Below are 26,103 nucleotides of genomic sequence, written 5' to 3'. Positions count from 1 at the left end.
GTCTCCTATTTTCAAGATAGTGTTCGACATTTGTCGTTATATATGTGAATCGTCGTTTTAACATTAATAAAGAACGAACGATGATAAGTCAATAATGATCTCTCGTATGTAAGAGAACATATCTAAACTAACAGAAGAAACCAGCACTGTCAACGGTTTTAGGCTATTTAAGAACTATTCTAAAGAGCAGATAAGAATGATTCTAAATAAGAAAACAACAGGAAATAACCTGTTGCTACTTATTATTTTGTACGACGTTTTCGAAGGAATCCTAGGCTAAGAATGCTTAGAAGACCTGCTAAAAAGAGTCCACGATTTGTCTTTTCACCAGTGGATGGCAGTTGTTTATCAGTCTGACGACTAGCTTCAGTCTTAGCCTTAGCCTGACCATTGTCACGATTAACAAGTTCAGCATCTCCAACAAGGTCCTCTTTACCTGAAGCCTTGACATTTGCTTTAGTTGCCTCAGTATCTTTACCACCAAATGACCCGGTCTTTTCAGAAGGCTGATCTACTGCCTCAGTTGGCGTCTGAGCATTAGTCAAACGAATAATAGTCGCTGTTAGTGGATCCAAGGTCAAGATATGATTGTTGATTGCAACACCTGATAACTCACTAATTCCAGATAAATTGACTTGACTGCCATCTGCCAAAACCAGATAAGATAGGCCATTTGTAATCTTGCTCAAATCAAACTGACGAGCCTTGCTATCAGCATTGACATAGACAAGGTAACGGTCTCCATTCGAAGCAACAGTTTGGTATCCCAATACCAAATCTTCTTGAGCGACATTGTCCTGACCAGGAACTGTCAATAGCGTTAGACGTGCATCTACATCTGCTTTTGATTTGAAATTGAAGGCATCTGTCGACTTACGTAAGGCGATCAAACCTTTGGTAAAGGCGCGAGTTTTCGTATTTTCTGGGAAGGCCTGGCTATCAGTTGCTTTAGTCCAATCAAAATGATTGACGGCATCACTAGAATCATAAGAATCATGGATAAAGTAAGGATAGTCAAATGGATTGCCCTTTTCATCCACTAAGAGATGTGACTTATTCGGCACCTTGTCCTCAGACACAGGATAACGGTAGGCAGGATCACGGAACTGTTTGGTGCGGCCGTATTCCTGACCAGAGTGAATAAATGGTGTTCCCTGAGCAGTCAATACCATGAGGTTTCCTAGACGCAAGCGACGATGAATTTCAGCATTATTCTCAGGCTTGCTTGGATCCTTCTTGATTGATTGGGCGATGATATCAAAAAGGGTCAAATTATCGTGAGCAGCAATATATTGAATCACATCACCTGGAGAATCAGCCTCGAAGTTAGTTGGTTGTGCCTTGATATTGTCAAAGACCTTATTAATATCACGTTTGCCACCTGTGATAAAGGCAGGTGTCCCCTCGTTTGGATAACCTGATTTGAGGGTGTTTCGAATATCGTCTGAAAATACAGCTACGGTATCTGTGTCTTTCATCCAAGACTGATCGGCAGGCTGAACAGGGCTATTTTCATCGCCAGTATAAGTCACCCAGCCCTCACCAAGCATAATAAGGTTTGGATTAAGGGCACGTGCAGCATGGTAAGCTTGCTCGATACTTTCAGCATCATGGTCACCCATCATATCAAAACGGAAACCATCCACCTTGTACTCCTTAGTAAGATAAGCAATCGAATCAACCAAGACACGACGACTCATATAGTGAGTCGTGCCTAGACGACCCCCTCCAAAACTCGAACGAGGAGTACCATCAGCATCCATAAAGTGATAATAATTTGGCTCAAGGTCTTCAAAAATAGCTGTCTTGGCTGTATGATTATAGACTACATCCAAGATAACGCCCATACCGTGGGCATGAATAGCAGCAACTAAATTCTTGAATTCTTCGATACGTTTAGCTGGTTCATTTGGGTTTTCAGAATACATGCCCGTCAAAGAGAAATAGTTTTGTGGATCATAGCCCCAGTTGTAGTTACTATCACTTGATGCATAGGCATCCAAACGCTTCCCATTTTGCATTTCATTGACAAAATAGTAGCTTAATACTGGTAAAAGCTGAATATGAGTAACACCGAGATCCTTAAGATAATCCAAACGCTCTGCAAAGGCTGCGAAAGTCCCAAACTGGTGTTTCAATTCAGCTGAGATAGCCTTATCAGAGGTGAAATCTCGTACATGAGCCTCATAAATGATGGCATCTTCTCGAGATTTAAAGTTTGGAATCTTAGCGTAGTCAAGATCTTTTGGTCCATAATTAGTAGGATCTATAAAGGCAGCCTTGGCAATCTTGTGCTCAGGTCCCTTGCTGGCATCGTCACTATTCCAAGCAGCCAAAGACTTAGCATAAGGATCCAAAACGATTACAGACTGATCACCACGTTTAATGCGGTACTGATAGAAATAACCTGTTAAGTTTTCCAAACCAAGATCAGTCGCAAGCAAGTCAGCTTGCCAAGTCCCTCGAGGTCCTTTGCTTAGGGCATGTTCAGCAAGAACCATGTCTTGATTATTCTTATCATAGACAATGATATCTACTTGATCAGCACTTGGTGACCAAAGTGTCACATGTGCCTTAGTACCATTCTCTTGAAGACGGGCACCCAATTCACCATCGTAACTGTAGAGCGCATCCTTCAATTGCCAACTCTCAGACGTTTTAAAACTATCATTGCCCAAAGTGACCTTGTAAGGCAGATTTTCCGCAGCAAAATCACCTGTTAATGTAGCTTTTTTGAGTTTAGCATCCAACTCAAGCTGTTTAAGAGTTGCACTGTTACCATCCTTGTCTGTCACCTTTAGGTCTTTGAGAATATCCTCAGATGAAACATCTTCTAAATTGGTGAAGCTAAGTTCGATTTGGCTTGGACTAAGCTGCTGAGCTCCAGTCAAACGCACATCCTTAACAAAATAAGGGTTGGTGTAGACTGTCGTATCAGTATCTCGTACGAAAAGCTGACGAGTTTTTTTCAAGTCACTAAATTTATAATCATTTGGTTGAATTTTCACATCATCTCCTGTTTTGCTCTCATCTAAGAGTAAAAATCCGATAGATTTAGCAGCCTCGGTTAGCGGAATGTCTAAATAGGCACCATACTTACCATTTGGTTGGAAATTGACACCATCAGGCCAATTACTTGGAGCATCCTTAACATCACCCCAATACCAGACAGACTTATTACTATAGTCGCCATCCGTACGGAAATAATTGATACGAACGTGATCTTGAGGGATAGGTTGATAACTGTAAACTTGAAAATCTTTGTCAATCCAAGCCTCATTCATTTGAGGGCTAAGAATTTCGACTGCTTTATCACCTGAAAGGTTCGTTCCAGCGGCATTATTAATCAAGAAACTAAGCTTTTTAGGTGTTGAAGACAGCTTTACATCCAAGTAAACACCATAATTATCCTGTTTGGCTTCTGCAAATGAGGTTGCTCCTGTTGGCCAAGCACCTTTCTGAGATGATGGCGTCTCCACATCATCCCAAGTCCAAAGCCCAAGTGATGCCTTATCCTGACTTGGCAACTCTTGGAAATGCAAGCGAATAGTCCCCTCAGCAATAGGTTCCTCAGATGTATTAGTGAGAGCTTGACTATTATTAGTACTTACTGTTTTTGGCGTGTTTTCGCTAGTTTCAGTTAGCTTGGTAGGCTCAGTACGGCTAGTATTTTCTGCTGGAAGAGAAACTGGCTCATTTTCCTTGGACACTGTGGCATTCTCGGCTGTTAGAGGAGCTGTTGGCATTTCAGTTACTAGACCACTGGTGGTAAGACTAGAATCAGCTGATTCTACCTGTGTACTTGAGGCAGGTGTTGACACTACTTCTTCTGCCTTGACTCCATGAGTAGCAGCAAAGCTCAAAAAAACAGCTCCAATGGTTACAGAAGCCAACCCTAACTTGTACTTGCGAAGGCTATAACGAAGAACTTTTTCATCATTAGCTTGAGTATTTCTTTTCATACTAACTCCTTTTGTTAACGTTTTCATGTTTTTTAATATACCATTTAGATTAGATTTATGCAAGCGTTTTCTCTGCGAGATTATTAAAAAGAGAGAACCATCAGATTCCCTCGATTTATTAATTATATATCAGATTAAGCAAAGATTGAGAAGAATGGTGCACCAAGTTTAGTATCCATTACATCTCGACTCTGAACACCGTGAATGTAATCCAAAGAATACCAACCATTGTTATTGGCGTTAGTTAAATTGAATAAATTTGTATTTTAGTATAAGAAAGCTAATATGTAAATTAGTTTCCTTCATATCTATAGAGGACATGACTTGAAGAAGACAACTTGATAAATTCATTTTTTAGCACCATATCACTTATAAATCCATCGAAGTTTATGTTTTGAATAAAAAGCGGTTCAGGCTTATAAACGACGATTACGTGGAGCAAGAGCTGTCTCACCAAGGTTAAATCCGTCTACAGTATTGTCTACATAGTCCACATAAACGTGAGTCGTATAGTTACCAATTAGATTCTTATGATTAACAGTCGATACATTGATTTCAGTATGTGTTCCAGTAGGTGCTGTATTGTACCAAGAAAGGTTTCCTTGGTTACTTTCTGACCATACAGCTACACGAATATTCTTAATCTGACGTCCTTGTGGCGCTTGATCAACTACAACTGTAAAACTACCTGCTTCTGAATTAACATTAGTGATATAGGTTTGCGTTTTAGTCTTAGCATTACGGAATTCAACTGTTGTCGTTGTCCCTCCTACACCAACTTGTGACCCATCATTTAAAATGTAGTACAAATGAATATTGTACAAACCTGTTGAATTTTTGTGGTCAGTAGCTTGAACATTTACCGTATAAGTGCCATTAGCTTGACGTGTGGCTTCATACCAACGAATGTCATCTTGTCCATCTTTTTCAGACCAAATAGGTACTTGAACAGTACGAACACCTTTAGAACTATAGACATCACTGATAATGACATCAAAAGTACCAGTATCATTATTGTTATTAACAACTGAAATAGTACCGACTGGCTTATTATGTTTTACGTCTACAATGGTTTCAGTGACATAATGACGTTGGTTGGCATTATCTACGATGTAAACATCAGCACGGTAATTTCCTAGTGAATTTTTATGCTCACTAGCCTTAATAGTGACACGGTAGCTACCATCAGATTGGCGACTAGCCTTGTGCCAAACGAGATCATCTTGTCCATTAACGAGACTCCATGAAGGAACTAAAACTTCCTTAACCCCATTTGGTGCTACGATATTGCGGATAACAGCATCAAAAGTACCTAAATCAGCATTGTTATTTTCAATAAAGAGGCTTGCACTAGGACGAGTTTGAGAAACTTCTACCACTTTTTCAGTAAGGTAGAAACGTTTGTTAGAGTCATCTACAAGGTAGGCATCGGCACGGTACTTACCAGTTGAATTCTTATGATCCGTTGCTTTGATAGTCACTCGGTAAGAACCATCGGCTTGACGAGTTGCCTTATGCCAGATAAGGTCGTCTTGACCACCAGCTAAACTCCATGAAGGAACAAGAACTTCTTTCAAACCTGTAGGAGCAACAATGTTACGAACAACTGCATCAAAAGTACCTGCTGCAGTATTGTTGTTTTCAATCGTAAGGACACCACTTGGTCGAGCATAATCAACAGCCACTACTTTTTCAGCAATATAATGGCGATTGTTAGAGGTATCCACGATATAAGCATCGGCACGGTAATTTCCTTTAGTGCCCTTATGCTCACTTGCCTTAATGGTTACACGGTAGCTGCCATCAGTTTGCTTAGTCGCCTTATGCCAAATAAGGTCGTCTTGACCATTTTCAAGACTCCATGATGGCACTAAAACTTCTTTAACACCTAGTGGTGCTGAGATATTAGTGATAACGGCGTCAAAAGTTCCAGCCTTATCATTGTTGTTTTCAATAGCAAAACTTGCTTTAGGTTTCAACTGCTCAGGTGTCTTACCAATGAAGACTTGCGTAGTTGTTCCACCAACACCCGTCAATTGACCATCTTTTTGAACATAATAAAGGTGGATATTATAAAGCCCTGTCGAGTTTTTATGAGCTGAAGCCTTAACGTTTACTGTATAAGTTCCATTATTTTGACGGTTAGCCGTATACCAGATAATGTCATCTTGACCATTAATTTCTGACCAAATTGGAACAGAGACTGTTTCAACACCATTTGGTGCTTTGACATTAGAGATGACTACATCAAAGCTACCAACAGTTGGATTATTGTTGACAATAGAAATGGTTCCACTCAAATTGCCTTGAGTTGCATCAACCTCAGCACTAGCATTAGCTGTGAAACGTCCTGTATAATCCACGCTGTGGTCAAAGACATGTTTACTTGGCAAGAGATTAGCCGTAGCTGAAAACTGCCATGCACCAGTTTTGGCATTATAGCGCATGTTTTTGGCGCTTGTTGCTGTAAGAGTTGTTGATGGGTACTGGGCAACCCAGAAATTCTCAATCCCAAATTGAGAGGTTGAGACAGGTCCACGGTAGCCTAGATTGTTCTCATCCAACCAGCTGGCACTTGTGTAGAACATCAAGTTGTTGTAACCATGCTTACGCATTTCATTAACCCATGCTTGAGTATTACGGTTGATATTTGGAAGCATCTTAGAGTCTTCGAAATCATTAACCATAACAGTACTCATTGGAAGGTTTAGTTTTTGTGCAGCTTGGATGTAGAATCGAGCTTCTGCACGTGCTTCTTCCTCAGTTGTGTATCGAGAAAAATGATAGGTTGATACTTGAAGACCAGCAATTTGAGCATTGCGAACTTGTGATGGTGCTTTAGGGTTGTTGTACCAAGTGTCCTCAGTCAACTTGACAACGACACCACCCACACCTTGGCGTGCAAGAGCACGATAGTCATCTACACTGATCTCACCATTATGGCTGCTGACATCGATAAAAGTCTTTGGTTGCACCTTAAGCGTTGGCGAAGGAACATCCGTAGAATTCGTCAATTTAGCAGGTGTTGCTACAGCGCTGTTTGACGTTTCCGAATTCGTCGCACTTGTAGAAGCTGTTGCACTTTCTGAACTAACAACTGAAGATGTTACTGAAGTTGACGCTACAGCAACAGTAGAGTTAGCTACTGAAGTTGATGCCGCAGGTGTTACAGCCTCTGAACTTTCTGGTGCAAGTGACGTAGATACCGCAGGAGCACTAGGTTTTGCCACCTCACTCGTAGCAACGGGTGCTGAAACAGTTGAACTAGGAGTTGCAGGCAAGGCTGCTTCTCCACCAAAAATCTCAGCCGCTGTCGCAGGTTGATACTGATTTCCTTCAGTAACAGAAGGTGTTTGTGTCGCCACTTCATCTGCATGAGCAACCTGAGTTGTCACAGCCAAGAGAACAGCCGCACTAGCATAGTAGATAAAATCTTTCGTTCGCATTTAACTTTCCTTTTGCATTTTTAATACGTCAACCATTTTACCATAGAAAAACTCTAATGGAAAGGTCATTATTAAAAGTTTTCTAAATAAAGCAGAAATATTATAAAATTCTAAACGCTACAAAATTGCGATTTATCTTATTTGAAAACCCTTTAACTACCTATTCGTATTTAACACTAAAAATCCAAAGAAATTTGCAAGATATAGCTAAAGATGAAAATGTGTGACAAAAGAAAAATCCCCGAACATCTGTCCGAGAATTTTATCAACTTTATTTACGTTTTGGTGGGTTATGGATAGCTTCTCCAAGTACGTCAGCAAAGGCTTCATACATGTTTTCAGAGAAGGTTGGGTGACCGTGGATAGATTGCAAGAGTTCATCTACAGTCAATTCATTTTCCATAATTGTTGATGCTTCGTTAATCAATTCAGCTGCGGCTGGACCGATAATATGAACACCAAGGATTTCATGGTACTTCGCATCTGCAACGACTTTAACAAAACCGTGTGCTTCGTTTGAAGCGATGGCACGTCCGTTACCAGCGAAGCTTGATTTACCAACGAGAACATCACCGTATTTCGCACGTGCATCTTCTTCAGTAAGACCACACATTGCAACTTCTGGGTGTGTATAGACAGCTGCTGGTGTGTAGTCAAGGTGAGCCTTACGGACATTGCCACGCATAGCATTTTCAGCTGCAACTTCACCCATACGGTAAGCCGCGTGAGCAAGCATCTTAGTTCCGTTAACATCACCTGGTGCGTAAATTCCTGGGATTGATGTTTCTTGATAAGCATTAACCTTGATACGACCGCGGTCAAGTTCAAGGTTAAGATTTTCAAGACCATCCAACTGAGGAACACGACCGATTGAAAGAAGGGCGCGATCAGCTACAATCTCTTCACCATTATTAAGTTTAAGGGTCAATTGGTTGTTGGCTTCAACAATTTCAGAAACACCAACAGAAGTCATGATCTTCATGCCCTTCTTAGCAAGGATTTTTTGAAGTTCAAGTGATACTTCTTTATCCATAGCAGGGATAATGCGGTCAGCCATCTCAACAACAGTTACTTCTACACCGTATGAAGCATAAACAAGACCAAGTTCGATACCAACGACACCACCACCCATAACAGCAAGTGATTTAGGCAATTCACGCAAGTCAAGGATATCATCTGATGTCATCACAAGTTGTGACTCAATTCCAGGGATATTGATACGTGAAACTTTTGATCCAGTCGCAAGGATAATATTACGTCCCTTGATTGTTTCTGAACCAATAGTAACTGTCTTATCTGGGTTAACTTGACCAAGACCATTGAAAATAGTAACCTTGTTAGCCTTCAAAAGACCTTGAACACCACCCGTAAGTGTCTTAACAACAGAGTTCTTAAAGTCAACAGTCTTATCCATATCGATAGTGTAGTTTGTTGACGCTAGGTTGATACCACGACCTGCAGCAATCTTAAGCCCATCAAGGATTTCTGCATTTTTAAGGTAGGTCTTAGTTGGAATACATCCTTTATTCAAACATGTTCCACCAAATTCAGATTTTTCAATGATAGCAACCTTACCACCAAGTTGTGCCCCACGAATGGCAGAATAGTAACCAGCAGGACCACCACCGACAACAATAATATCGTACTCATTATCAGCAAGTGGTGCTTTTTCTGCAGGAGCTGCTGGAGCAGCTGTGGCAGGAGCTTTAGGAACTTCAAGACCAGCAGATTCTAATTGAGCAGTTGCTTCTGCAACAGGTGCACTGGCTGCATTATCAGCCACAACTTCACCCTCTGCTCCAATATAACCAATAACCTCAGTAACTGGTACAGTTTCACCAGCCTGACGGGTAATCTTCAAAAGAACACCAGAATCTTCTGCTTCAAGTTCCATGTTCGTTTTATCTGACATGATTTCAAGAAGGATATCTCCCTCATTAACCACATCACCCTCTTGTTTCTTCCACTCGATGATTTCGCCTTCCTGCATGTCCACACCAAGCTTAGGCATAATAATCTCAAAAGCCATATTTTATGATACTAAGAACGCTAAAATGCGACAGAATTTTAGGAGTTTTACGTTAGTGTGCTTGCACACAAGTAAAACTATCTAAATTCCGAAGCATTTCGTTCGAGTTCAAATCGACTCAAACGCTTTAACGCCCTCTCCTTTCTATTTTAAAACTTCAGTTTTCAGATATTTTTTTCTTAAATCAACAATTCCATTGGATTTTCAATCAAATGTTTTAAATCAACCATGAATTTAGCACCATTCATACCATCTACAATACGGTGGTCAATAGTCAAGCATAGACCCATGATTGGACGTACGACAACTTCACCATCAACAACAACCGGTGTCTGAATAGTTGCTGAAACACCAAGGATAGCTGAGTTTGGTTGGTTGATGATTGGGTTAAATGATTTGGTTCCAAACATTCCCAAGTTAGTAATAGAGAAGGTTGAACCTGACATTTCTGCAGCCTTCAATTTACCAGCCTGAGCTTTCTTGATGACATCCTTAGAGGCCACCACAAAGTCAGACAAACTCATCTTATCTGCACCATGAACGACCGGTACAATCAAGCCATCATCGAGACCAACGGCAATACCGAGATTAACAAATTTGTGTAATTCGATATTTTGCGCATCATCAATCAAGGATGCATTGAGGTAACGGTGTTCCTCTTTCATAAGGGTACGCACAACTGCCAAACCAATCAAATCAGTGAAGGTCACCTTCATGCCAGTCTTATTCATGATTGGATCAAGGACTTGCTTACGAAGAGCCATAAGGTTAGTCATGTCCACATCGTAGTTAAGGGTAAAGGTTGGCGCAGTTAAGTAAGAGTGCGTCATTCCCTTAGAGATAGCCTTACGCATAGCAGACATTGGGATAACTTCCACACCTTCTGGCAAGACTTTTTCTGGCTTAGCTTCAACCACAGGTGCAGCTGCAGCTTCCTTAACTTGGGCTGGGGCACTGATTGCAAGGACATCTTCCTTGGTAATTTTACCACCAAAGCCTGTTCCAGATACGGTAGCTAAATCAATACCAAGGTCCGCTGCAATCTTACGTGCCAACGGAGTTGCCTTAGGTTGAGCACCCTTAAAGTTCTCAACGTCATCAGCATGAACACGACCTTTTGCTCCAGTTCCTGGAACTTGAGCGAGGTCAATCCCCAACTCACGCGCTACTTTACGTGCTTTAGGTGTTGCACGTACTTTGCCACCTTCGTGTACGACAGGGGCTTGGGCTTGTGCTGCCACTACAGGTGCTTCCACAGTAGCAACTTCTTCAACTTGCGGAGCAGCTTCTGCAGCCGGTGCGCTCGCAGCATTATCAGCCACAACTTCACCCTCTGCTCCAATATAACCGATAACTTCAGTAACTGGTACTGTTTCACCAGCTTGACGGGTAATCTTCAAAAGAACACCAGAATCTTCTGCTTCAAGTTCCATGTTCGTTTTATCTGACATGATTTCAAGAAGGATATCCCCCTCATTAACCACATCACCCTCTTGTTTCTTCCACTCGATGATTTCGCCTTCCTGCATGTCCACACCAAGCTTTGGCATAATAATCTCAAAAGCCATATTTTATGATACTAAGAACGCTAAAATGCGACAGAGTTTTAGGAGTTTTACATTTAGTGTGCTTGCACACAAATAAAACTATCTAAATTCCGAAGCATTTCGTTTGAGTTCAAATCAACTCAAACGCTTTAACGCCCCCTCCTTTCTACTTTAAATTATATTTTCCGATACTCTCACAGTTAAATCAAGAAACACATTTTACTAGCGAGACATATCACTTAACCGTCGCTAGAAAGTTAGTTTCCTTTATTGGCCATCTTGATAATAGCAGCCTTAATCTTTTCAACATCTGGAAGAACCGCTTGTTCCAAGACACGCGCATAAGGTACAGGCACATCTTCACTTGCTAAACGTACAATTGGGTGGTCAAGGTAATCAAATGCTTCACTTTCAGTAACCATAGCAGCAATCTCACCGATGAACCCACCAGTCTTATATGCATCATTGACCAGCATCAGTTTACCAGTCTTCTTAACTGACTCGAAAATCAATTCCTTATCAAGTGGGATAAGCGTACGTGGGTCAACGACCTCAACGTTAATACCTTGTTCAGCCACTTCTTCAGCAGCCTTAAGAACACGTTCCAACATACGACCATATGTGACAATAGTAAGGTCAGTCCCTTCACGCTTGATTTCACCTTTTCCAAGTGGAATGTAGAAATCAGGATCTTGAGTCACTTCCTCTTTCTTACCGTAAAGTGCTTTTGGTTCCATGAAGATAACAATGTTATTGTCTTGAATAGCAGATTTCAAAAGACCTTTTGCATCGTTAGCATTACCTGGAGCAACCACTTTAATCCCTGGAATGTGAGTCAACCATGACTCAAGAGATTGTGAGTGCTGTGCCGCAGAACCAATCCCTGAACCAGATGCCACACGGAAGGTTACAGGAGTCTTCAAACCACCACCAAACATGTAGTTGTTTTTTGCACCATTATTAACGATAGCATCAAGGGCAATCGTGATGAAGTCCATGAAAGTCAAGTCAACGATTGGACGAAGACCTGTGATGGCAGATCCAACAGCTGCACCAGCGATAGCTGCCTCTGAAATTGGTGTATCTTTAACACGTTTTTCACCAAATTCTGCCAACATCCCAACTGATGTACCGAAGTCACCACCATAGATACCAACATCTTCACCCATAAGGAAGATGTTTTCGTCTTTACGCATCTCCTCGCTCATAGCAAGGTTTACTGCCTCACGCAAGGCCATCAATTTTGTTTCACTCATACTTGTATTCCTCAACCTTTCTCTTTAGTCTACCCATACATCTTCAAAGGCAACTGAAAGTTCTGGATCTGGGCTATTTTGGGCGAACTCATAAGCTGCATCAACCTCTGCCTTAACTTGGCTTTGGATAGCATCTAACTCTTCAGCGCTTGCGATATTTTCAGAAACGAGATAGTCACGGTATTTAATAATTGGGTCGTTATTGTTCTTCCACTCGTCAACTTCTTCCTTAGTACGGTAAACACCCGCATCGGCAGTTGAGTGACCGAACCAACGGTAAGATTCTACCTCAACAATAGCAGGACCGTTGCCACCACGGACATGCTCAACAGCCTTGCCCATTGTTTCATAGACTGCCAAAACATCGTTACCATCTTCACAGTAGAAACCAGGAATACCATAAGCTTCCGCACGTGTATAAAGGTGAGGTGTGTTTGTAGCTTTATGAATATCCATTGAGATACCATAACGGTTATTGATGATAAAGAAGATAACCGGCAATTTCCAAGTAGCTGCCATATTGACTGACTCATGGAATGAGCCTTCATTAGTTGCACCATCTCCTGAAAAGGCCACAACAATATTTCCTGTTTCTTTGTATTGCTGAGTGAGAGCTGCACCTACGGCAAGAGCATAACCACCACCAACAATACCGTTAGTTCCGTAGTTACCTTTTTCAAAGTCAGCCAAGTGCATAGAACCACCACGGCCCTTAGAAACACCTGTCGCCTTACCTGCAAGCTCCGCCATCATTTTATTCAAATCCATGTCTTGGGCAATAGATTGTCCGTGACCACGGTGATTTGAAAAGAAGATATCGTCATAGCTCAAGTGTTGAACAGCCCCAACGTTGGCTGCTTCCTCACCAACTGAAAAGTGAGTCATTCCTTGAACAAAACCACGACGAACCAATTTATTAATACGTGAATCAAATTCACGAATACGTTCCATTTTAGTGAACATCTCAAGATGTGTCTCTTTAGAAAGTTTTACCATATCGATCTCCTCTATCGAAATTTTTCTATACATCTAGGATAGGTTAAAAAAACTTAATGGGCAAGAAATATGCTTGAAAAATGAAAAGCCTTACATCCTTATCACTTATAGGCAATTCGTATGCTCTTTTTGTTTGCGATATGGTATAATAGCATGATTATATAGATTTTACCCGAATAGGAGAATATTTGATATTGAGTGATGTCATAATTCACGGGCTTACGGCATGTATAGCTTTTATTTTACAAATTATTATCTTCAAGGTGACCACGCAAAGGCCTCTTAGGTACTGGATTATTATTTTAGCTGGTATAGCAATTTTTGCCTCTAGTTATTTGGGCATTTTGTATCCAAAATCCGGTTTTATTGCACTTGTACTCTTTCTAGCTGCCAAATCCTACAAAAATCTAAGACATACCATTTTGGAGACTTTCTTCATACCTTTCACCTTTGCCTTAACGGTAAGATTGGTCATTTTCCTGATTATTCCAATTTTTTTCCCTGCAGTCTTGGATTACTATTTTGCTGGTCCCTTTATTCTCTTTCTTGCTTTTTTACTTTGGTTTGCACAAAGTGCCCTTCTTCAGGTGGACTACTCTCGAATGATGCAAATTGATAAAGCAAGACCATGGTACAGGTCAACGTCTGTCGCTCTTTGTAGCTTAGCCTTTATTTACTTTGCTTCTGAACTCGTTTCAACAGACATTCACTTTACCATTGCCTTTCTTATCATTACGGCTCTGATTCTATCTAAGCAGGTTAATCTCTATAGAAAAGACCTCAATGCTCAAACACAAGCAGCCCAAGAGGAACATTCTCACCTTCTTCAAAAATCAAGTCAGAACATCAATACCTGGTACCAGAAAAAGACTAGCCAAGAGCTCTTCATCAAAGACGAAGCTGAAAACCTCTACGATATCATCCGTTTTCAACAAAATGAGGAAGCTCAGGAGTTAATTGACTACTTGCTGACACCGAATCCGCTAGATAAGAAGATTGATCATTTTTATCGAGACAAACTAGAAAATATTAAACTGCCAGATTTACAGGTACTCTTTGAAGCTAAATTTCTAAAGGCAAAAGAACTGGATGTTTGGGTTAGTATGGAGGTCCCAGAACCTATTACCGTCTATCCTATTTATCCTTTAGACTGGGTATATGTCCTATCAACTATCTTGGATCATGTCATTGACCAAGCACAAGATAGTGAACAGAAATACCTTAGCTATGCTTATTTTAAGGATGAGGATAGTCAACACTTTGTCGTTGAAAGTTCAAGCACTAAAGAAGATTCAGCTATTACATCTGATTTCTCTGATCCTGAACTAAAACGCGTCAATACTATTCTATCTACTTATCCAAACGTTAACATTGTTTCAAATACACGTGCTGGGATTTATCGCTTACAAATTGAAATTGACATGACTAAAGGAGGTTACAATGATTACTAATATTATCAATCCTCTCTTACAGGCCATTAGTTTCATTTCTATTTGGTACCTCTACCAGACTATGTCTAAGATTAAGCCACTACGAGGACACCTTTTACTTCTATTTTTGTCCTATTTAGCTGCAGCGTCCTATTTTAGTCTCGTAAAAATCGTTGTGGACCCGCTTTTCTTCCTTGTTGCCGATTTGGCCCTTGTCAAAGAGCGTTCTTTCTATCATCGATTGCTTTACGCTTTTTATCCAACTATCCTTTTTGATATGGCAACACGACTACTTTCAATTGTCATTATCCCTCACGTCTTACATATCAAAGGTGATGTTACCCTCAACACTAACTTACATATCTTGACCTACATCTTAGCACCATTAATCATTTACCTAATGCTTAAAATCTTCGCTGTAGACCTAAATCAGATGAGTAGTCTTGACGAAGCTTGGGCTAGACGTAACTGGTTGCGAAGCACTGCCTTCCTAGCTGTCTATTATGTCTTCTTTACTGTTATCCATGGTCTTAACAGTATTCTTCCAACAGCAAATGACCCTAAAAATTTATTTGAAATAGTTTTCAAGGTCAGTCCTAATAGTTCTGTTATCTTAGTTCTCTATATTGCCCTACTACTATGGGATTTTTACAATTGGAACCAGGCTGTCCACCAACAATCTATCGATAGACTGAACAAAGAACGTCATAAATTGTTGGGTACTATGACTAACTATAGCAAATCCTTTATCCAGATTATTATGCAAAAGCAAACGTCTTTCGACTTATTCAAGAAAAATCTCAAGGACGTTTCTCTTGCCTTGGAAAATGAAGATACTGCCAAAGCTACTAGTCTACTTGAGATTTATAAAACGGACAATGCTAGCATTGGTAATCCAGAGACTCAAGAAAACTTGGATAGGCTTAGCAATCCAATAATATCTAGTTTCCTCTCTAACCGCATTTTAGAAATGCGAGCTGCTCATATTGATATTGCTATAAACATCAGTCCTCAGTTTGGTGAGATTCCTTTATCTGACCTCGATTTATATCAACTGCTCCAAGCTTCGGAAAGAGCGATATTTAAACTACTTCGTCCTGATGTCAAGGTCAATAGTAGTTACCTTCAACTAGATTACTCACAACTCCTTGTTGTTGAATTACCAGTTTTGGCTGATAAGGTTAGCAAAGATAAAGAACTGAATGATTTAGTAAAGAGTTTGCCAAATGTTGACTATCGTATCGGTTTACATGCAGGTTATCTGACTCAAATTATTGAAATCTTTGAACCTGGTTATTAAGATCATATTTAAAAAGAGCCAGTGGCTCTTTTTTTGTTACTTTATATCTCTTCTCACTAAAAATTCCTAACAGTTTAGAATGAAAGGAATTATTCGCCAAACAAAAAGACACCCAAGATCATATAGACTGAGTGTCTCTATTGATAGTAAACTCCAACTAGCGTAGCTTAGAAGGCGCCACCACCGCCTCCTCCGCCACCACCAGAGAAGCCACCGCCTCCAAAGCCGCCACTACCACTATTTGAATTGATAGAAAAGCTACTTACGGTATCTGAGGCAGAAACATAAGATTCTAGATAATTGACATTATTCAGCATAATAAATGGTGTCGCAGAATAAGTAAACTCATCTAGAGATGGATTACTGAGGTGAATGTTGTATCGTTTTAGCACATCACTAACTTTTTTCGCCTGTCCATAGAGTGTCGCATAAACCAAGATACGATTCCATAGGATAACAGATTCTAATTCTGACTCTTTAAAGCTAGGAATACTCTGAATCATATTTTTAAAGCTATGCCACTGGTAATAGGTTGAAATTTGAGTTGCATCAAGACATCTCTGACGACGTCTTTTCACCAAGAACCAGAATAAAACGGTAAGTCCTGCTATAGGTAGGAGACCAAGAATATAGTAAAAACCTAGTCCTGATCCAAAGGCAGCAAATAAGAACAAAGTTGAAAGTATACAAAGCATCATTGAAAGTGCCAAAGCTGCTACTCCCAATATGTTAAATGTCTTTTCTTTCGCACTAAAATCTCTATAAATTTTAGGAAGTCCTAGCGCAAACTCCTCTTTTTCAACGCCTTTGGCTACTTGATAGCCGTCATTAGAGAATTGATATTTGACACGTTTTCCCTGAGAACGAATAGTTTCTCGCTCATAGCTTGTTCTAGCACTCTTGAATTGTTTTTCTAGAGCATCTTTATCAAGATAATAGCGCGAGAACATTTCACTATCTCTAATTTCCATGCGACCATCAAACAACATATCTAAGAATGCCCCTTCAAACGAAGAGAGACCTTCCTTTTCAATACGTGTCAGAATATTACTATCACCTTCTCGCCTAAAAGTGAGATAACCTCTATCAATCAAATCGAGGATGGTAGCTTGCACCATATATTTGAACTTCAAAGGACCCGTTTCTTCTTTTAGCCCCGTTTTATCGAAAGACTGATTATAAACATTCTTAGCTAAGATCAAAGGTGCTAAATCTTGAGGGGCTTCATAAAGACGTGCATCTCGAGGGAAAGAAGGTGTCCTCGTACTATAAAGAACAATAAGGTAACAGAAAATACCAATAAGAACAAAGCTTAAAATTACAAGTGGCACAATGACATAAAAAATGCGTCGGTAGTTTTCTTTAGACTTTTTGATATCTCTTTCTTTTTTAAAAAACTCTGCCTCATTTGTCTTATGTAATAAATAAGCCTGATTATTTTCCCGTAAAGTACTGGTCATCGGCCAGTAGGCATGTAATTCCAATTTACCTGATGATGGTAAATTGTCTACATGAACCTGATAACCTGTAGCAGTACGTTTAACCTGTGGGTCTTTTCCAAAATAGCCAGTGTGGGCGTAAAGCTCTCCTTGACTTGCATCTAGACCATCAACTGTGAAATCAACCTGTCCAAATCCTTTATCCCAATCAGAGATTGGAAACCAATTTAAAACTGCAATATCTGAATATAGATTCAACAACTGTTGGATTTGCCAAGTAACTTTGAGGACAACCCTATCACCATCTGAACCTGAATTATAAACTTTGAGTTTAACACCATCATAAGAGTCTGTTTTTTCAACTGTAATATCTGTTTTTTCTTTCCCATTTACGGTTGCTGAAACCTTGGGATCATCCATAATAGAATAACCACCAATTTTCCCCAAGGTTACATACTGACCTTTATAGTCACTATCAAAATCATAAGTCACTTCCTGAGTAAACGTCGCATTACCATCATCATGTATAGAAAGGTGACCAACATAGGAAGGTAGACTATACTCTACCTCATCCTCGTCAGCTTGAACGTGTTGCAAAGAAAGTGGCAGAAAACAGGCTAACAAAACAGTTAAAGCAAGGTATTTAACAAGACCTTTCAGTATCTTTTTCATCATTTTGCTCCTTTAAGGACTAAAAAAGCAGGTGCAACACCAAGTGTCTCGATGTGCCCTGCTCTGATCTGCTATTTAGGCTTGATAAACAATCTCACCGTCACAGATAGTGTATTTAACACTGCCCGTAAGTTCTTCGCCTACAAATGGTGAATTGGCTGCTTTAGACTTAAAGTCTGCTGTGACCTGACGTTTTTCCTTGTCTGCAAAAATCACAAGGTCAGCGGGTCCATTTTCAGCCAAATAACCAGCATCGAAGCCATAAAGATCAGATGGGTTGCTAGTCATTACTTTCAAGAGTTCCGTCAAGCTTAAGTGTCCTGCTTCAACCAAGTAGGTCAATCCAAGAGATAGAGAGGTTTCAAGACCAGTCATTCCTGATGGTGCTTTAGTCACATCATCGACATTCTTTTCATCGGCATGGTGTGGCGCGTGGTCTGTGGCAATGACTGAGATGACTCCAGATTTCAACCCTTCGATGACGGCCTGACGGTCAGATTCCAAACGAAGTGGTGGGTTCATCTTGGCATTAGCACCTTTTGAGAGCAAGAGGTCTTCTGTCTTAGAGAAATGTTGTGGTGCCACTTCGGCTGTAACTTGTGCTCCAAGTTTTTGAGCAAATTCAACCACTTTTACAGATTCAGCTTTTGACAAGTGTTGAATATGAACATGGGCTTGTGTATCATAAGAAATCATGACATCACGCGCAATCATACTGTACTCAGCTACACCTGTTGCCCCACAAATATGGAATTCTTTTTTAGCAATATTTTCATTGAAACCGAGAATACCATTTAAATCAGGATCCTCCTCGTGAAGGCTGATAAAGGTATTATTCTCCTTAGCTAGCTCCATGGCTTTTTTGACAATACCAGCATTGGTCAATGGAATACCATCATCTGAGAATCCGACAGCACCGGCTTCAAGCAAACCCTTGAAATCAGTGATGTTTTCACCATCAAAATTCTTAGTAATAGTCGCAACAGACTTAACATGGATATTTTCCTTAGCTGCCGAAGTCAAGACCTCCTCCAAGGTTTCCTTATCTGAAATCGTTGGATTAGTGTTAGCCATCATTACAACTGTTGTAAAACCACCCGCAGCCGCTGCCAAGGCACCAGTATGAATGTCTTCCTTATGAGTTTGACCTGGCTCACGGAAGTGAACATGGATATCCACCAAGCCAGGAGCAACCACAAGACCAGTCGCATCAATGACTTGAGCATCTCCAGCTTCGATATTTTCAGCAATCTTAACGACTTTTTTACCATCAACAAGAACATCAGCTTGCGTATCCAAACCAGACTTAGGGTCTACAACACGACCATTTTTAATCAGTAACATAATCTTCCAACTTTCTATTTTACTTCAACCAATCAATTGGGGATTGGCCTTGGGATACAAGGTAGGCATTGGCTTTTGAAAATGGCTTGCTGCCAAAAAAACCACGATAGGCCGACAAGGGACTCGGATGGGCACTCTCAATAATGGCATGTTTAGAATTAGTCACTAGCGCCTTCTTCTTACGAGCATAGCCACCCCAAAGTATAAAGACAACAGGAGTATCCTTTTGATTGAGAACCTTAATCACAGCATCTGTAAAAGGTTCCCAAACCTGACCAGCATGCCCATTTGCTTGACCTGCTGGAACTGTTAGACAGGCATTAAGCAAAAGCACCCCCTGCTCTGCCCACGACGTTAAATCATGAAAGGATCTAGGACCTAAATCTTCCTCTAATTCCTTGAGAATATTTTTCAAAGACGGGGGAGCTGGAAGGCTATCAGGTACCGAGAAGGAAAGTCCCTGTGCTTGATGAGGCCCATGATAAGGGTCCTGACCAAGGATTACCACCCGCACTTCTTCAAACGGAGTCTCCAACAAGGCATTAAAAACCTTGTCACGCGGCGGATAAACCGTCCCCTGGCTATAAACCTGGTCCATAAACTGATTTATCTTTGAAAAATAATGGTCAGGCAGCTCCTCTTTCAGAAGCTTGTGCCATGTCGAATGTTCCATAAAAACCTCTTTTTAGACTGTTTTACACCCTAAATTATACCATAATTTGTAGGGAATATTCGGAAAATACTGAAAAAGCACCATGATTACGAAGCATTTCCTATCAAGTTTTAAAAATACATTACTCCACAAGTTTAAAGGGCTTACAACCTTTAACTCGTTATAGTTTTATGCTATAATTTAAACTTGTATTTTAACAGAAAAGGTAACCCTATGACTACGTATGAAAATTTAAGAGCAGCCAGACGAGGTCCCATTGTCAGCATCGCTGCCTACCTTCTTCTTACCATTGCAAAACTTCTAGCTGGACACTTTTTAAATTCTAGCTCTTTGATTGCCGATGGTTTCAATAACTTGTCAGATATTTTAGGGAACGTGGCCCTACTCATTGGATTGCACCTAGCTAGTCAACCAGCTGATGCAGATCATAGGTTTGGTCATTGGAAGATTGAAGACTTATCAAGCCTAGTCACTTCCTTTATCATGTTCGTGGTAGGTTTCCAGGTCCTCATTCAAACAGTCCGAAAGATTTTTCTAAGAGAGGAAACAGTGGTTGATCCACTTGGTGCCACTGTTGGTATCCTATCTGCTATGGTCATGTGTGGCGTTTACTTTTACAATAAAAGACTTGCTAAAAAGCTGAAATCCAGTGCTCTGATTGCTGCGGCCAAGGACAATCTCTCCGATGCTGTAACTTCTATTGGTACCTCAGTCGCTATCGTTGCAGCATCCTTCAACCTGACGATTATCGACTATATTACTGCCATTATCATTACCTTCTTCATTCTAAAGACAGCCTATGATATTTTCATGGAAGCAACCTTTAGTTTGTCAGACGGTTTCGATGAGAGAAACCTCAAGGCCTATGAAAAAGCCATTCTTGAGATTCCAAAAGTCACTAAGGTTAAAAAGCAACGTGGCCGTTCCTATGGTAGCAACGTCTATCTTGATATGGTGGTTGAAATGAATCCTGACCTCTCTGTTTACGAGAGTCATGCCATTACTGAACAAATTGAAGAGGTTCTCAGCAAGCGTTTCTCTGTCTATGACACTGATGTCCATGTAGAACCAGCTGCTATTCCCGAAGATGAAATTTATGGCAATGTCCTTCACAAACTCTCTCGCAATGAAAAGATTATTCTGTCAAAAATTCCTGACTATGAAAATCTCTTAGCACCAGATTTCTACTTAATCGATGAAAATGGTCACCACTACAATCGTGAAGAAGTCATTGCCAATCACCAACCACTTCTCAATAATTTTGACAGCTTCAAGATGACATCTGTTAGTCAAAAAACGAAATTAATTAGTTATGAGTTGGGAGGAAATTTCCACACTAGTATCTGGCGTCGAAATGAAACCTGGTTCATGATTTACCACCAAGTCACAAGGATAAAAGATGAAAAGTAACGAGCAAGCAAGCTCGTTTTTTTCTGCTTTCAAATAGATTTTGTGTAACATTCAATCGATTCTAAAAATTACATTAAAATGCCGAATGTTAGGAAAACTCTAACTTTTATATGTTATAATGAAGGTGTTTGTCACTACTGAATTTAGGGTTTTGACAGGCAAATGTTATTAATAGATAGAAATAGGTTCTGCCAGATACAGAACCCCATAGATATTAAAGGAGACACATTGTGAAAAAGAAAATTGTTGCCGTCCTTTTAGCAGCTTGTCTAGCCCTAGCACCGAGTTTGTCTAGTGCAGACGAATTGATGGATATCACACGCGCTGCTGGTTATACTGAAGCCACTGAGGCCTATCGCCCCAAATCAACCCTCTTAATTGATGGCAATACCGGAGATGTCCTCTGGGAAGAAAATGCTGACGAGGTGCGTGACCCTGCTTCTATGTCTAAGGCCATGACACTTTATTTGGTCTTTGAAGCTATGTCTAAAGGAGAGATTTCTGAAGATACTGTTATCACAGCTACTCCAACCGACCAAGCTATTGCCGATATTTACGAAATTTCCAACAACAAGATTGTTGCGGGTGTTGATTATACCGTTTCAGAACTCATCACTATGACGGCGGTTCCATCCTCTAACGTTACAACCGTGATGCTGGCCAACTACTTGACCAATAATGATCCTGATAAATGGCTAGACATGATGAATGAAAAGTCTAAAGAGCTAGGGATGACCAATACCAAATGGTTCAACGCTTCTGGTGCCGTTGCTGTTGCCTTCAAAGGTTACTACAGTCCTCAACGTTATGATAACAACCAAACCAACCAAACAACTGCGCGTGATTTGGCTATCATGACCTATAACTTCATCAAGAAATACCCAGAAATTCTCAAGTACACTAGCAAACCTGTTGTCACAGTTAAAAAGGGAACACCTTACGAGGAAACCTTCGAAACTTATAACTACTCTATTCCAGGAGCTAAATACGGAATTGATGGGGTTGATGGGTTGAAGACAGGATCAAGCCCAGAAGGTGCCTTCAACTATATTGATACTATCAAGCGTGGTGATCAACGTATGATTGCTGTCATCATGGGTTCTGGTGATTGGTCTGACCAAACAGGTGAAGAAATCCGTCATACCTTTGGTAATGCCCTCGTTGAGAAAATGTATAAAGACTTCTCTTACAAGAAAGTTCTTAGCAAGGGTGAACAAGAAATCGACGGTAAAAAGTACACTGTCGAAAAAGATGTCTACGCCACAGTCAAAAAAGGCAAAGACCCTAAAATCTCTGTTAAAGATGATCACATTGTCATTGATAATGGTCTGAAGACAGTATCACCTAATATCAAGGCTACTTCTGTTAAGGCTACAAAAGTTAAGGGATGGTTCGATTTTGGAAGTAACCAAAAAGATAAAAAGGCTACTAAAGCAACGAATAATGGCCAACTCCCAGTTTATTTCTGGTTGATATGCCTTATCCCAGTTGGTCTCCTCTACTTGATTTACCTTAATGAAAAAGGACGTCGTCAAAGAGTCAAAGAACGTCGACAAGCAAGACAAATCAATAAATAAAAGAAAGCGTGTCCATGACACGTTTTTTTATACTCTATTCAAGGAAGTCCCCCAAGAATACTGATAAAACCACCCAAAACTATGCGATAATAGTCAAGTATGACTTTTTTTACAAACAAATAACAAAAATAGATTAAAGGATGCTTTTTGAAAGAGCATAAAAACGTTGTTACTAAGGAGATTATTTTGAAAAAGAAATTGTTAGGACTCTTCCTGGTAGCTAGTCTGGCTTTAGCTCCCAGTCTGTCGTCCGCTGACCAACTGGTAGATATTGCACAAAAAGCGGGCTACAAGGAAGCCACCGAGACCTATCGACCTAAATCATCACTTTTGATTGATGCCAATACTGGTGATATCCTTTGGCAAGATAACATTGATGAAGTACGTGACCCCGCTTCCATGAGTAAGGCCATGTCTCTCTACTTGGTTTTTGATGCTTTGTCAAAGGGAGAAATCAAAGAAGACACCGTGATTACAGCCAAACCAACCGATGAGGCTATTGCTAATATCTACGAAATCTCAAACAACAAGATTGTTTCTGGAGTTAAATACACGGTTTCAGAACTTATCACTATGACAGCTGTTCCCTCTTCAAATGCGGCGACAGTCATGCTTGCCAACTATCTCAGTGATAATGACCCTGACAAGTGGATTGATCGTATGAACGAGAAGTCTAAAGAGCTCGGCATGACAAATACCAAATGGTACAATGCCTCTGGAGCTGGTGCGGCATCTTACAAAGGCTACTACACGCCTAAACGTTATGACAATAACCACTCTAACCAGACGACAGCCCGTGATTTGTCTATCATGGCCTATAACCTTATCAAACATCACCCTGAAATCCTTAAATACACTAGCCAACAGACAGTAACTGTCAAAAAAGGAACACCGTACGAGGAAACCTTTGAAAATTACAACTACTCCTTGCCTGGTGCTGATTATGGCCTCAAAGGAGTCGATGGCTTAAAAACAGGCTCAAGTCCTCGAGGAGATTACAACTACATCTCTACATGTAAGCGTGGTAATCAGCGTGTCATTTCAGTTATCTTAGGCGTTGGAAATTGGGAAGATGAAAGTAGCGAAAAAATCCGCCATGCCTTCGGTAACTCCCTTATTGAGAAAATGTTTAAAGACTATTCCTACAAGAAAGTACTAAGTAAGGGCAAACAAAAGATTGATGGTAAAAAATACGATGTCCAAAAAGATGTTTATGCCACAGTCAAAAAAGGACAAGAACCTAAGATTAGTGTTAAAGATGATTATGTCCTTGTTGATAATGGCTTAAAAACAGTGTCACCTAAAATTAAAGCAAGTACTGTCAAGGCGAATAAAACTGGCTTCTTTCTCTTTTCAGGAGGTCAAAAAGAGAAACAAACGAACAGTAAGCATAACTTTATCAAACATTTTGCCTTGTTCTGCTTCCTCCTATTACCACTTTACGTAATCTACTTGATTTTTATCAATGAGAAAAAGCGTCGTCAAAAAGTCAAAGAACGCCGTCAAGCTCGACAAATGAATAACTAAAAGAACGTGCTCAACCGAGCACGTTTTTAGTTGTCTCCAAGAAATGTTTTGAGATTAGACATATCATTACGCATTTGATCCAATCCTTCTTGATAAATGGCTTCAAACTTTTCAGGATCCTTCTCCAAACGACTAACTTCAAGTGCGTGTTCTGGACGGATAGCATAAAGATTTCCAGTTTTTTCCAAAGCCTCTATCTTTTCAATACTCTTATTGTAGTGGATGTGGCGATTCGAAGCCACTTGGACAAATTCAGGATACTTGCGGTAAAAGAGCTTGTAGATTCGCTTACTCGTTTTAGATGGCTGTTTACGGTAGCCTTTAGGACGTGTCAAAACTACAATGAGTTTGTCAAAACCCAAATTTTCCATAAAATCAATAGGGAGACTATCAGACAGACCACCATCCATGTAGCGTTTACTCTTGTACTCGACAATTTCAGAAACCAGAGGTAGGGCGGAACTTGCACGAAGGGCTTCCATTTGCTCAAAGACATGGTCAATCTTGATATAGTCTGGTTTTCCGGTCTCAATATCTGTAGTGACCACATAGAAGGGAACACCTGAATCAGCAAAGGCCTCCTGATCAAAAACATCCAACTCCATGGGAACCTTATAATAGGAGAATTCCTTATTAACGAAGTTACCTGTTGTCAGCCATGACCAGAAACTCATATAACGACGGTCTCCCATAAAACGCTTGTTGTAGCGAAGGGCTCTTTGGGGCTGGTTAGAAAGGTAATTAACACCAAAAAGTGCTCCAGCCGATACCGAAACAACGCCATCCACCTTAATTCCAGCTTCTAAAAAGGCATCTAATACACCAGCCGTATATAAGCCACGCATCCCCCCGCCTTCGAGGACTAAGCCAACTTTCATTCTAAAATCTCCTTTATGATTGGTTCCGCAAGGACTTGATAACCTTGTGGACTCAAGTGCAAACCATCCGTTGTATAGTTGTCATTTAACTGTCCCATGTTATCAGTAAGGTAATCAAAAAGATCGACATAGGTCACACCGGGGAGGACAGCTAATTGTTGATTTAGCTCACGTACAGTCGTATTATTTCGAATCTTAACCTTAGAAGCATACTGTGATTCTTCACTAACTGGAAAGACACTCAGCAAATAGACCTCAGTAAAGAGGGATTCCTGACGAACTGTCATGATAATATCGGAAATACGAGTGACAATATCTCGAATAGGGTAACCTCTTCCGATGTCGTTAATGCCAATCAAGAGCACCAATTTACTTGGTTCCAAATCTAAGACCTGCTCTTTAAGGTGTTCTAAAAGCCAAACCGAGTCTGTTCCTGCAATCCCACGGTTAACAAGGGGAAACTCTCGACCCAAATATTTTTTCAATGCAAAAAACTCCGTGATGGAGTCCCCTGCAAAAACGATTTGGCTTTTGTCTAACTTTTGATTTTCATTCACAAATTTGGCTAAACGCTCTTCTTGATAAGCCACAAGCTCAGGCCTAGTTGTTTCAATCAT

16 protein-coding genes and 1 pseudogene are annotated in these 26,103 nt (G+C 40.4%); 5 read left to right on the top strand and 12 right to left on the bottom strand.

Annotated features, from left to right (window positions below):
- Positions 1 to 242: 242 nt before the first annotated feature.
- The 7 genes and pseudogenes from O3670_RS01255 to O3670_RS01230 form a co-directional block, all read right to left on the bottom strand.
- Positions 243 to 3,962, bottom strand: coding sequence for a pullulanase (locus tag O3670_RS01255; RefSeq protein ID WP_371595704.1), 3,720 nt, complete (start codon positions 3,960 to 3,962; stop codon positions 243 to 245).
- Positions 3,963 to 4,096: 134 nt separating this feature from the next.
- Positions 4,097 to 4,204: pseudogene (locus O3670_RS10960) on the bottom strand (M protein); the annotation flags it as partial.
- 174 nt (positions 4,205 to 4,378) lie between these two features.
- A complete protein-coding gene (locus tag O3670_RS01250) occupies positions 4,379 to 7,408 on the bottom strand; it encodes a GBS Bsp-like repeat-containing protein (protein WP_371595703.1) in 3,030 nt (1,009 codons plus the stop codon).
- 271 nt (positions 7,409 to 7,679) lie between these two features.
- The gene (gene lpdA, locus O3670_RS01245) at positions 7,680 to 9,437 is read right to left on the bottom strand and encodes a dihydrolipoyl dehydrogenase (RefSeq protein ID WP_371595702.1); all 1,758 of its coding nucleotides are present in this window, start codon (positions 9,435 to 9,437) and stop codon (positions 7,680 to 7,682) included.
- Positions 9,438 to 9,616: 179 nt separating this feature from the next.
- Positions 9,617 to 11,005: a dihydrolipoamide acetyltransferase gene (locus O3670_RS01240; RefSeq protein ID WP_368386440.1), complete on the bottom strand. Its 1,389-nt coding sequence runs from the start codon at positions 11,003 to 11,005 to the stop codon at positions 9,617 to 9,619.
- A 236-nt stretch (positions 11,006 to 11,241) separates the two neighbouring features.
- The gene (locus tag O3670_RS01235) at positions 11,242 to 12,240 is read right to left on the bottom strand and encodes an alpha-ketoacid dehydrogenase subunit beta (RefSeq protein WP_013990622.1); all 999 of its coding nucleotides are present in this window, start codon (positions 12,238 to 12,240) and stop codon (positions 11,242 to 11,244) included.
- A gap of 24 nt (positions 12,241 to 12,264) precedes the next feature.
- Positions 12,265 to 13,236, bottom strand: a complete 972-nt coding sequence (locus tag O3670_RS01230) for a thiamine pyrophosphate-dependent dehydrogenase E1 component subunit alpha (RefSeq protein ID WP_021144192.1) — start codon at positions 13,234 to 13,236, stop codon at positions 12,265 to 12,267.
- A gap of 263 nt (positions 13,237 to 13,499) precedes the next feature.
- Here O3670_RS01230 and O3670_RS01225 point away from each other — a divergent pair, with 263 nt between their 5' ends.
- Positions 13,500 to 14,687 (top strand): hypothetical protein, encoded by a 1,188-nt coding sequence (locus O3670_RS01225; RefSeq protein WP_371595701.1) that lies wholly within the window; start codon positions 13,500 to 13,502, stop codon positions 14,685 to 14,687.
- Entirely contained in the window at positions 14,677 to 15,966 is a 1,290-nt protein-coding gene (locus O3670_RS01220) for a hypothetical protein (protein ID WP_371595700.1), read from the top strand. Before O3670_RS01225 ends, O3670_RS01220 begins: the two co-directional genes overlap by 11 nt.
- 167 nt (positions 15,967 to 16,133) lie before the next feature.
- Here O3670_RS01220 and O3670_RS01215 read toward each other — a convergent pair whose 3' ends face one another.
- The 3 genes from O3670_RS01215 to O3670_RS01205 all read right to left on the bottom strand — a co-directional run bounded on the left by O3670_RS01215 (position 16,134) and on the right by O3670_RS01205 (position 20,094).
- Complete coding sequence (locus O3670_RS01215) at positions 16,134 to 18,077, bottom strand: DUF2207 domain-containing protein (RefSeq protein WP_037597779.1); 1,944 nt, start codon at positions 18,075 to 18,077, stop codon at positions 16,134 to 16,136.
- 75 nt (positions 18,078 to 18,152) lie between these two features.
- Positions 18,153 to 19,421 carry a dihydroorotase gene (locus tag O3670_RS01210; RefSeq protein WP_060972902.1) on the bottom strand — a complete coding sequence of 423 codons (1,269 nt, stop codon included), beginning with the start codon at positions 19,419 to 19,421 and terminating at the stop codon, positions 18,153 to 18,155.
- A gap of 19 nt (positions 19,422 to 19,440) precedes the next feature.
- Entirely contained in the window at positions 19,441 to 20,094 is a 654-nt protein-coding gene (locus O3670_RS01205; RefSeq protein ID WP_049545851.1) for a uracil-DNA glycosylase, read from the bottom strand.
- Between the two features lie 213 nt (positions 20,095 to 20,307).
- Between O3670_RS01205 and O3670_RS01200 the strand changes: the two genes are divergently transcribed.
- The 3 genes from O3670_RS01200 (at position 20,308) to O3670_RS01190 (ending at position 24,608) form a co-directional block, all read left to right on the top strand.
- On the top strand, positions 20,308 to 21,504 hold the full coding sequence (locus O3670_RS01200) for a cation diffusion facilitator family transporter (RefSeq protein WP_371595699.1): 1,197 nt from the start codon (positions 20,308 to 20,310) through the stop codon (positions 21,502 to 21,504).
- A gap of 230 nt (positions 21,505 to 21,734) precedes the next feature.
- On the top strand, positions 21,735 to 23,081 hold the full coding sequence (locus tag O3670_RS01195; RefSeq protein WP_175057589.1) for a D-alanyl-D-alanine carboxypeptidase: 1,347 nt from the start codon (positions 21,735 to 21,737) through the stop codon (positions 23,079 to 23,081).
- 186 nt (positions 23,082 to 23,267) lie between these two features.
- Entirely contained in the window at positions 23,268 to 24,608 is a 1,341-nt protein-coding gene (locus O3670_RS01190) for a D-alanyl-D-alanine carboxypeptidase family protein (protein ID WP_371595698.1), read from the top strand.
- A gap of 26 nt (positions 24,609 to 24,634) precedes the next feature.
- Here the strand turns inward: O3670_RS01190 and O3670_RS01185 are convergent, their stop codons facing one another.
- Complete coding sequence (locus tag O3670_RS01185; RefSeq protein WP_201061512.1) at positions 24,635 to 25,486, bottom strand: patatin-like phospholipase family protein; 852 nt, start codon at positions 25,484 to 25,486, stop codon at positions 24,635 to 24,637.
- Complete coding sequence (locus tag O3670_RS01180) at positions 25,483 to 26,103, bottom strand: SGNH/GDSL hydrolase family protein (RefSeq protein ID WP_080612034.1); 621 nt, start codon at positions 26,101 to 26,103, stop codon at positions 25,483 to 25,485. Before O3670_RS01180 ends, O3670_RS01185 begins: the two co-directional genes overlap by 4 nt.

It is taken from the genome of Streptococcus sp. 27098_8_74 (assembly GCF_041431705.1).
GTDB classification, from domain to species: domain Bacteria; phylum Bacillota; class Bacilli; order Lactobacillales; family Streptococcaceae; genus Streptococcus; species Streptococcus salivarius_E.
Note: the sequence above shows the minus strand (reverse complement) of the source record. Positions and strands in the feature narration are given on the sequence as shown.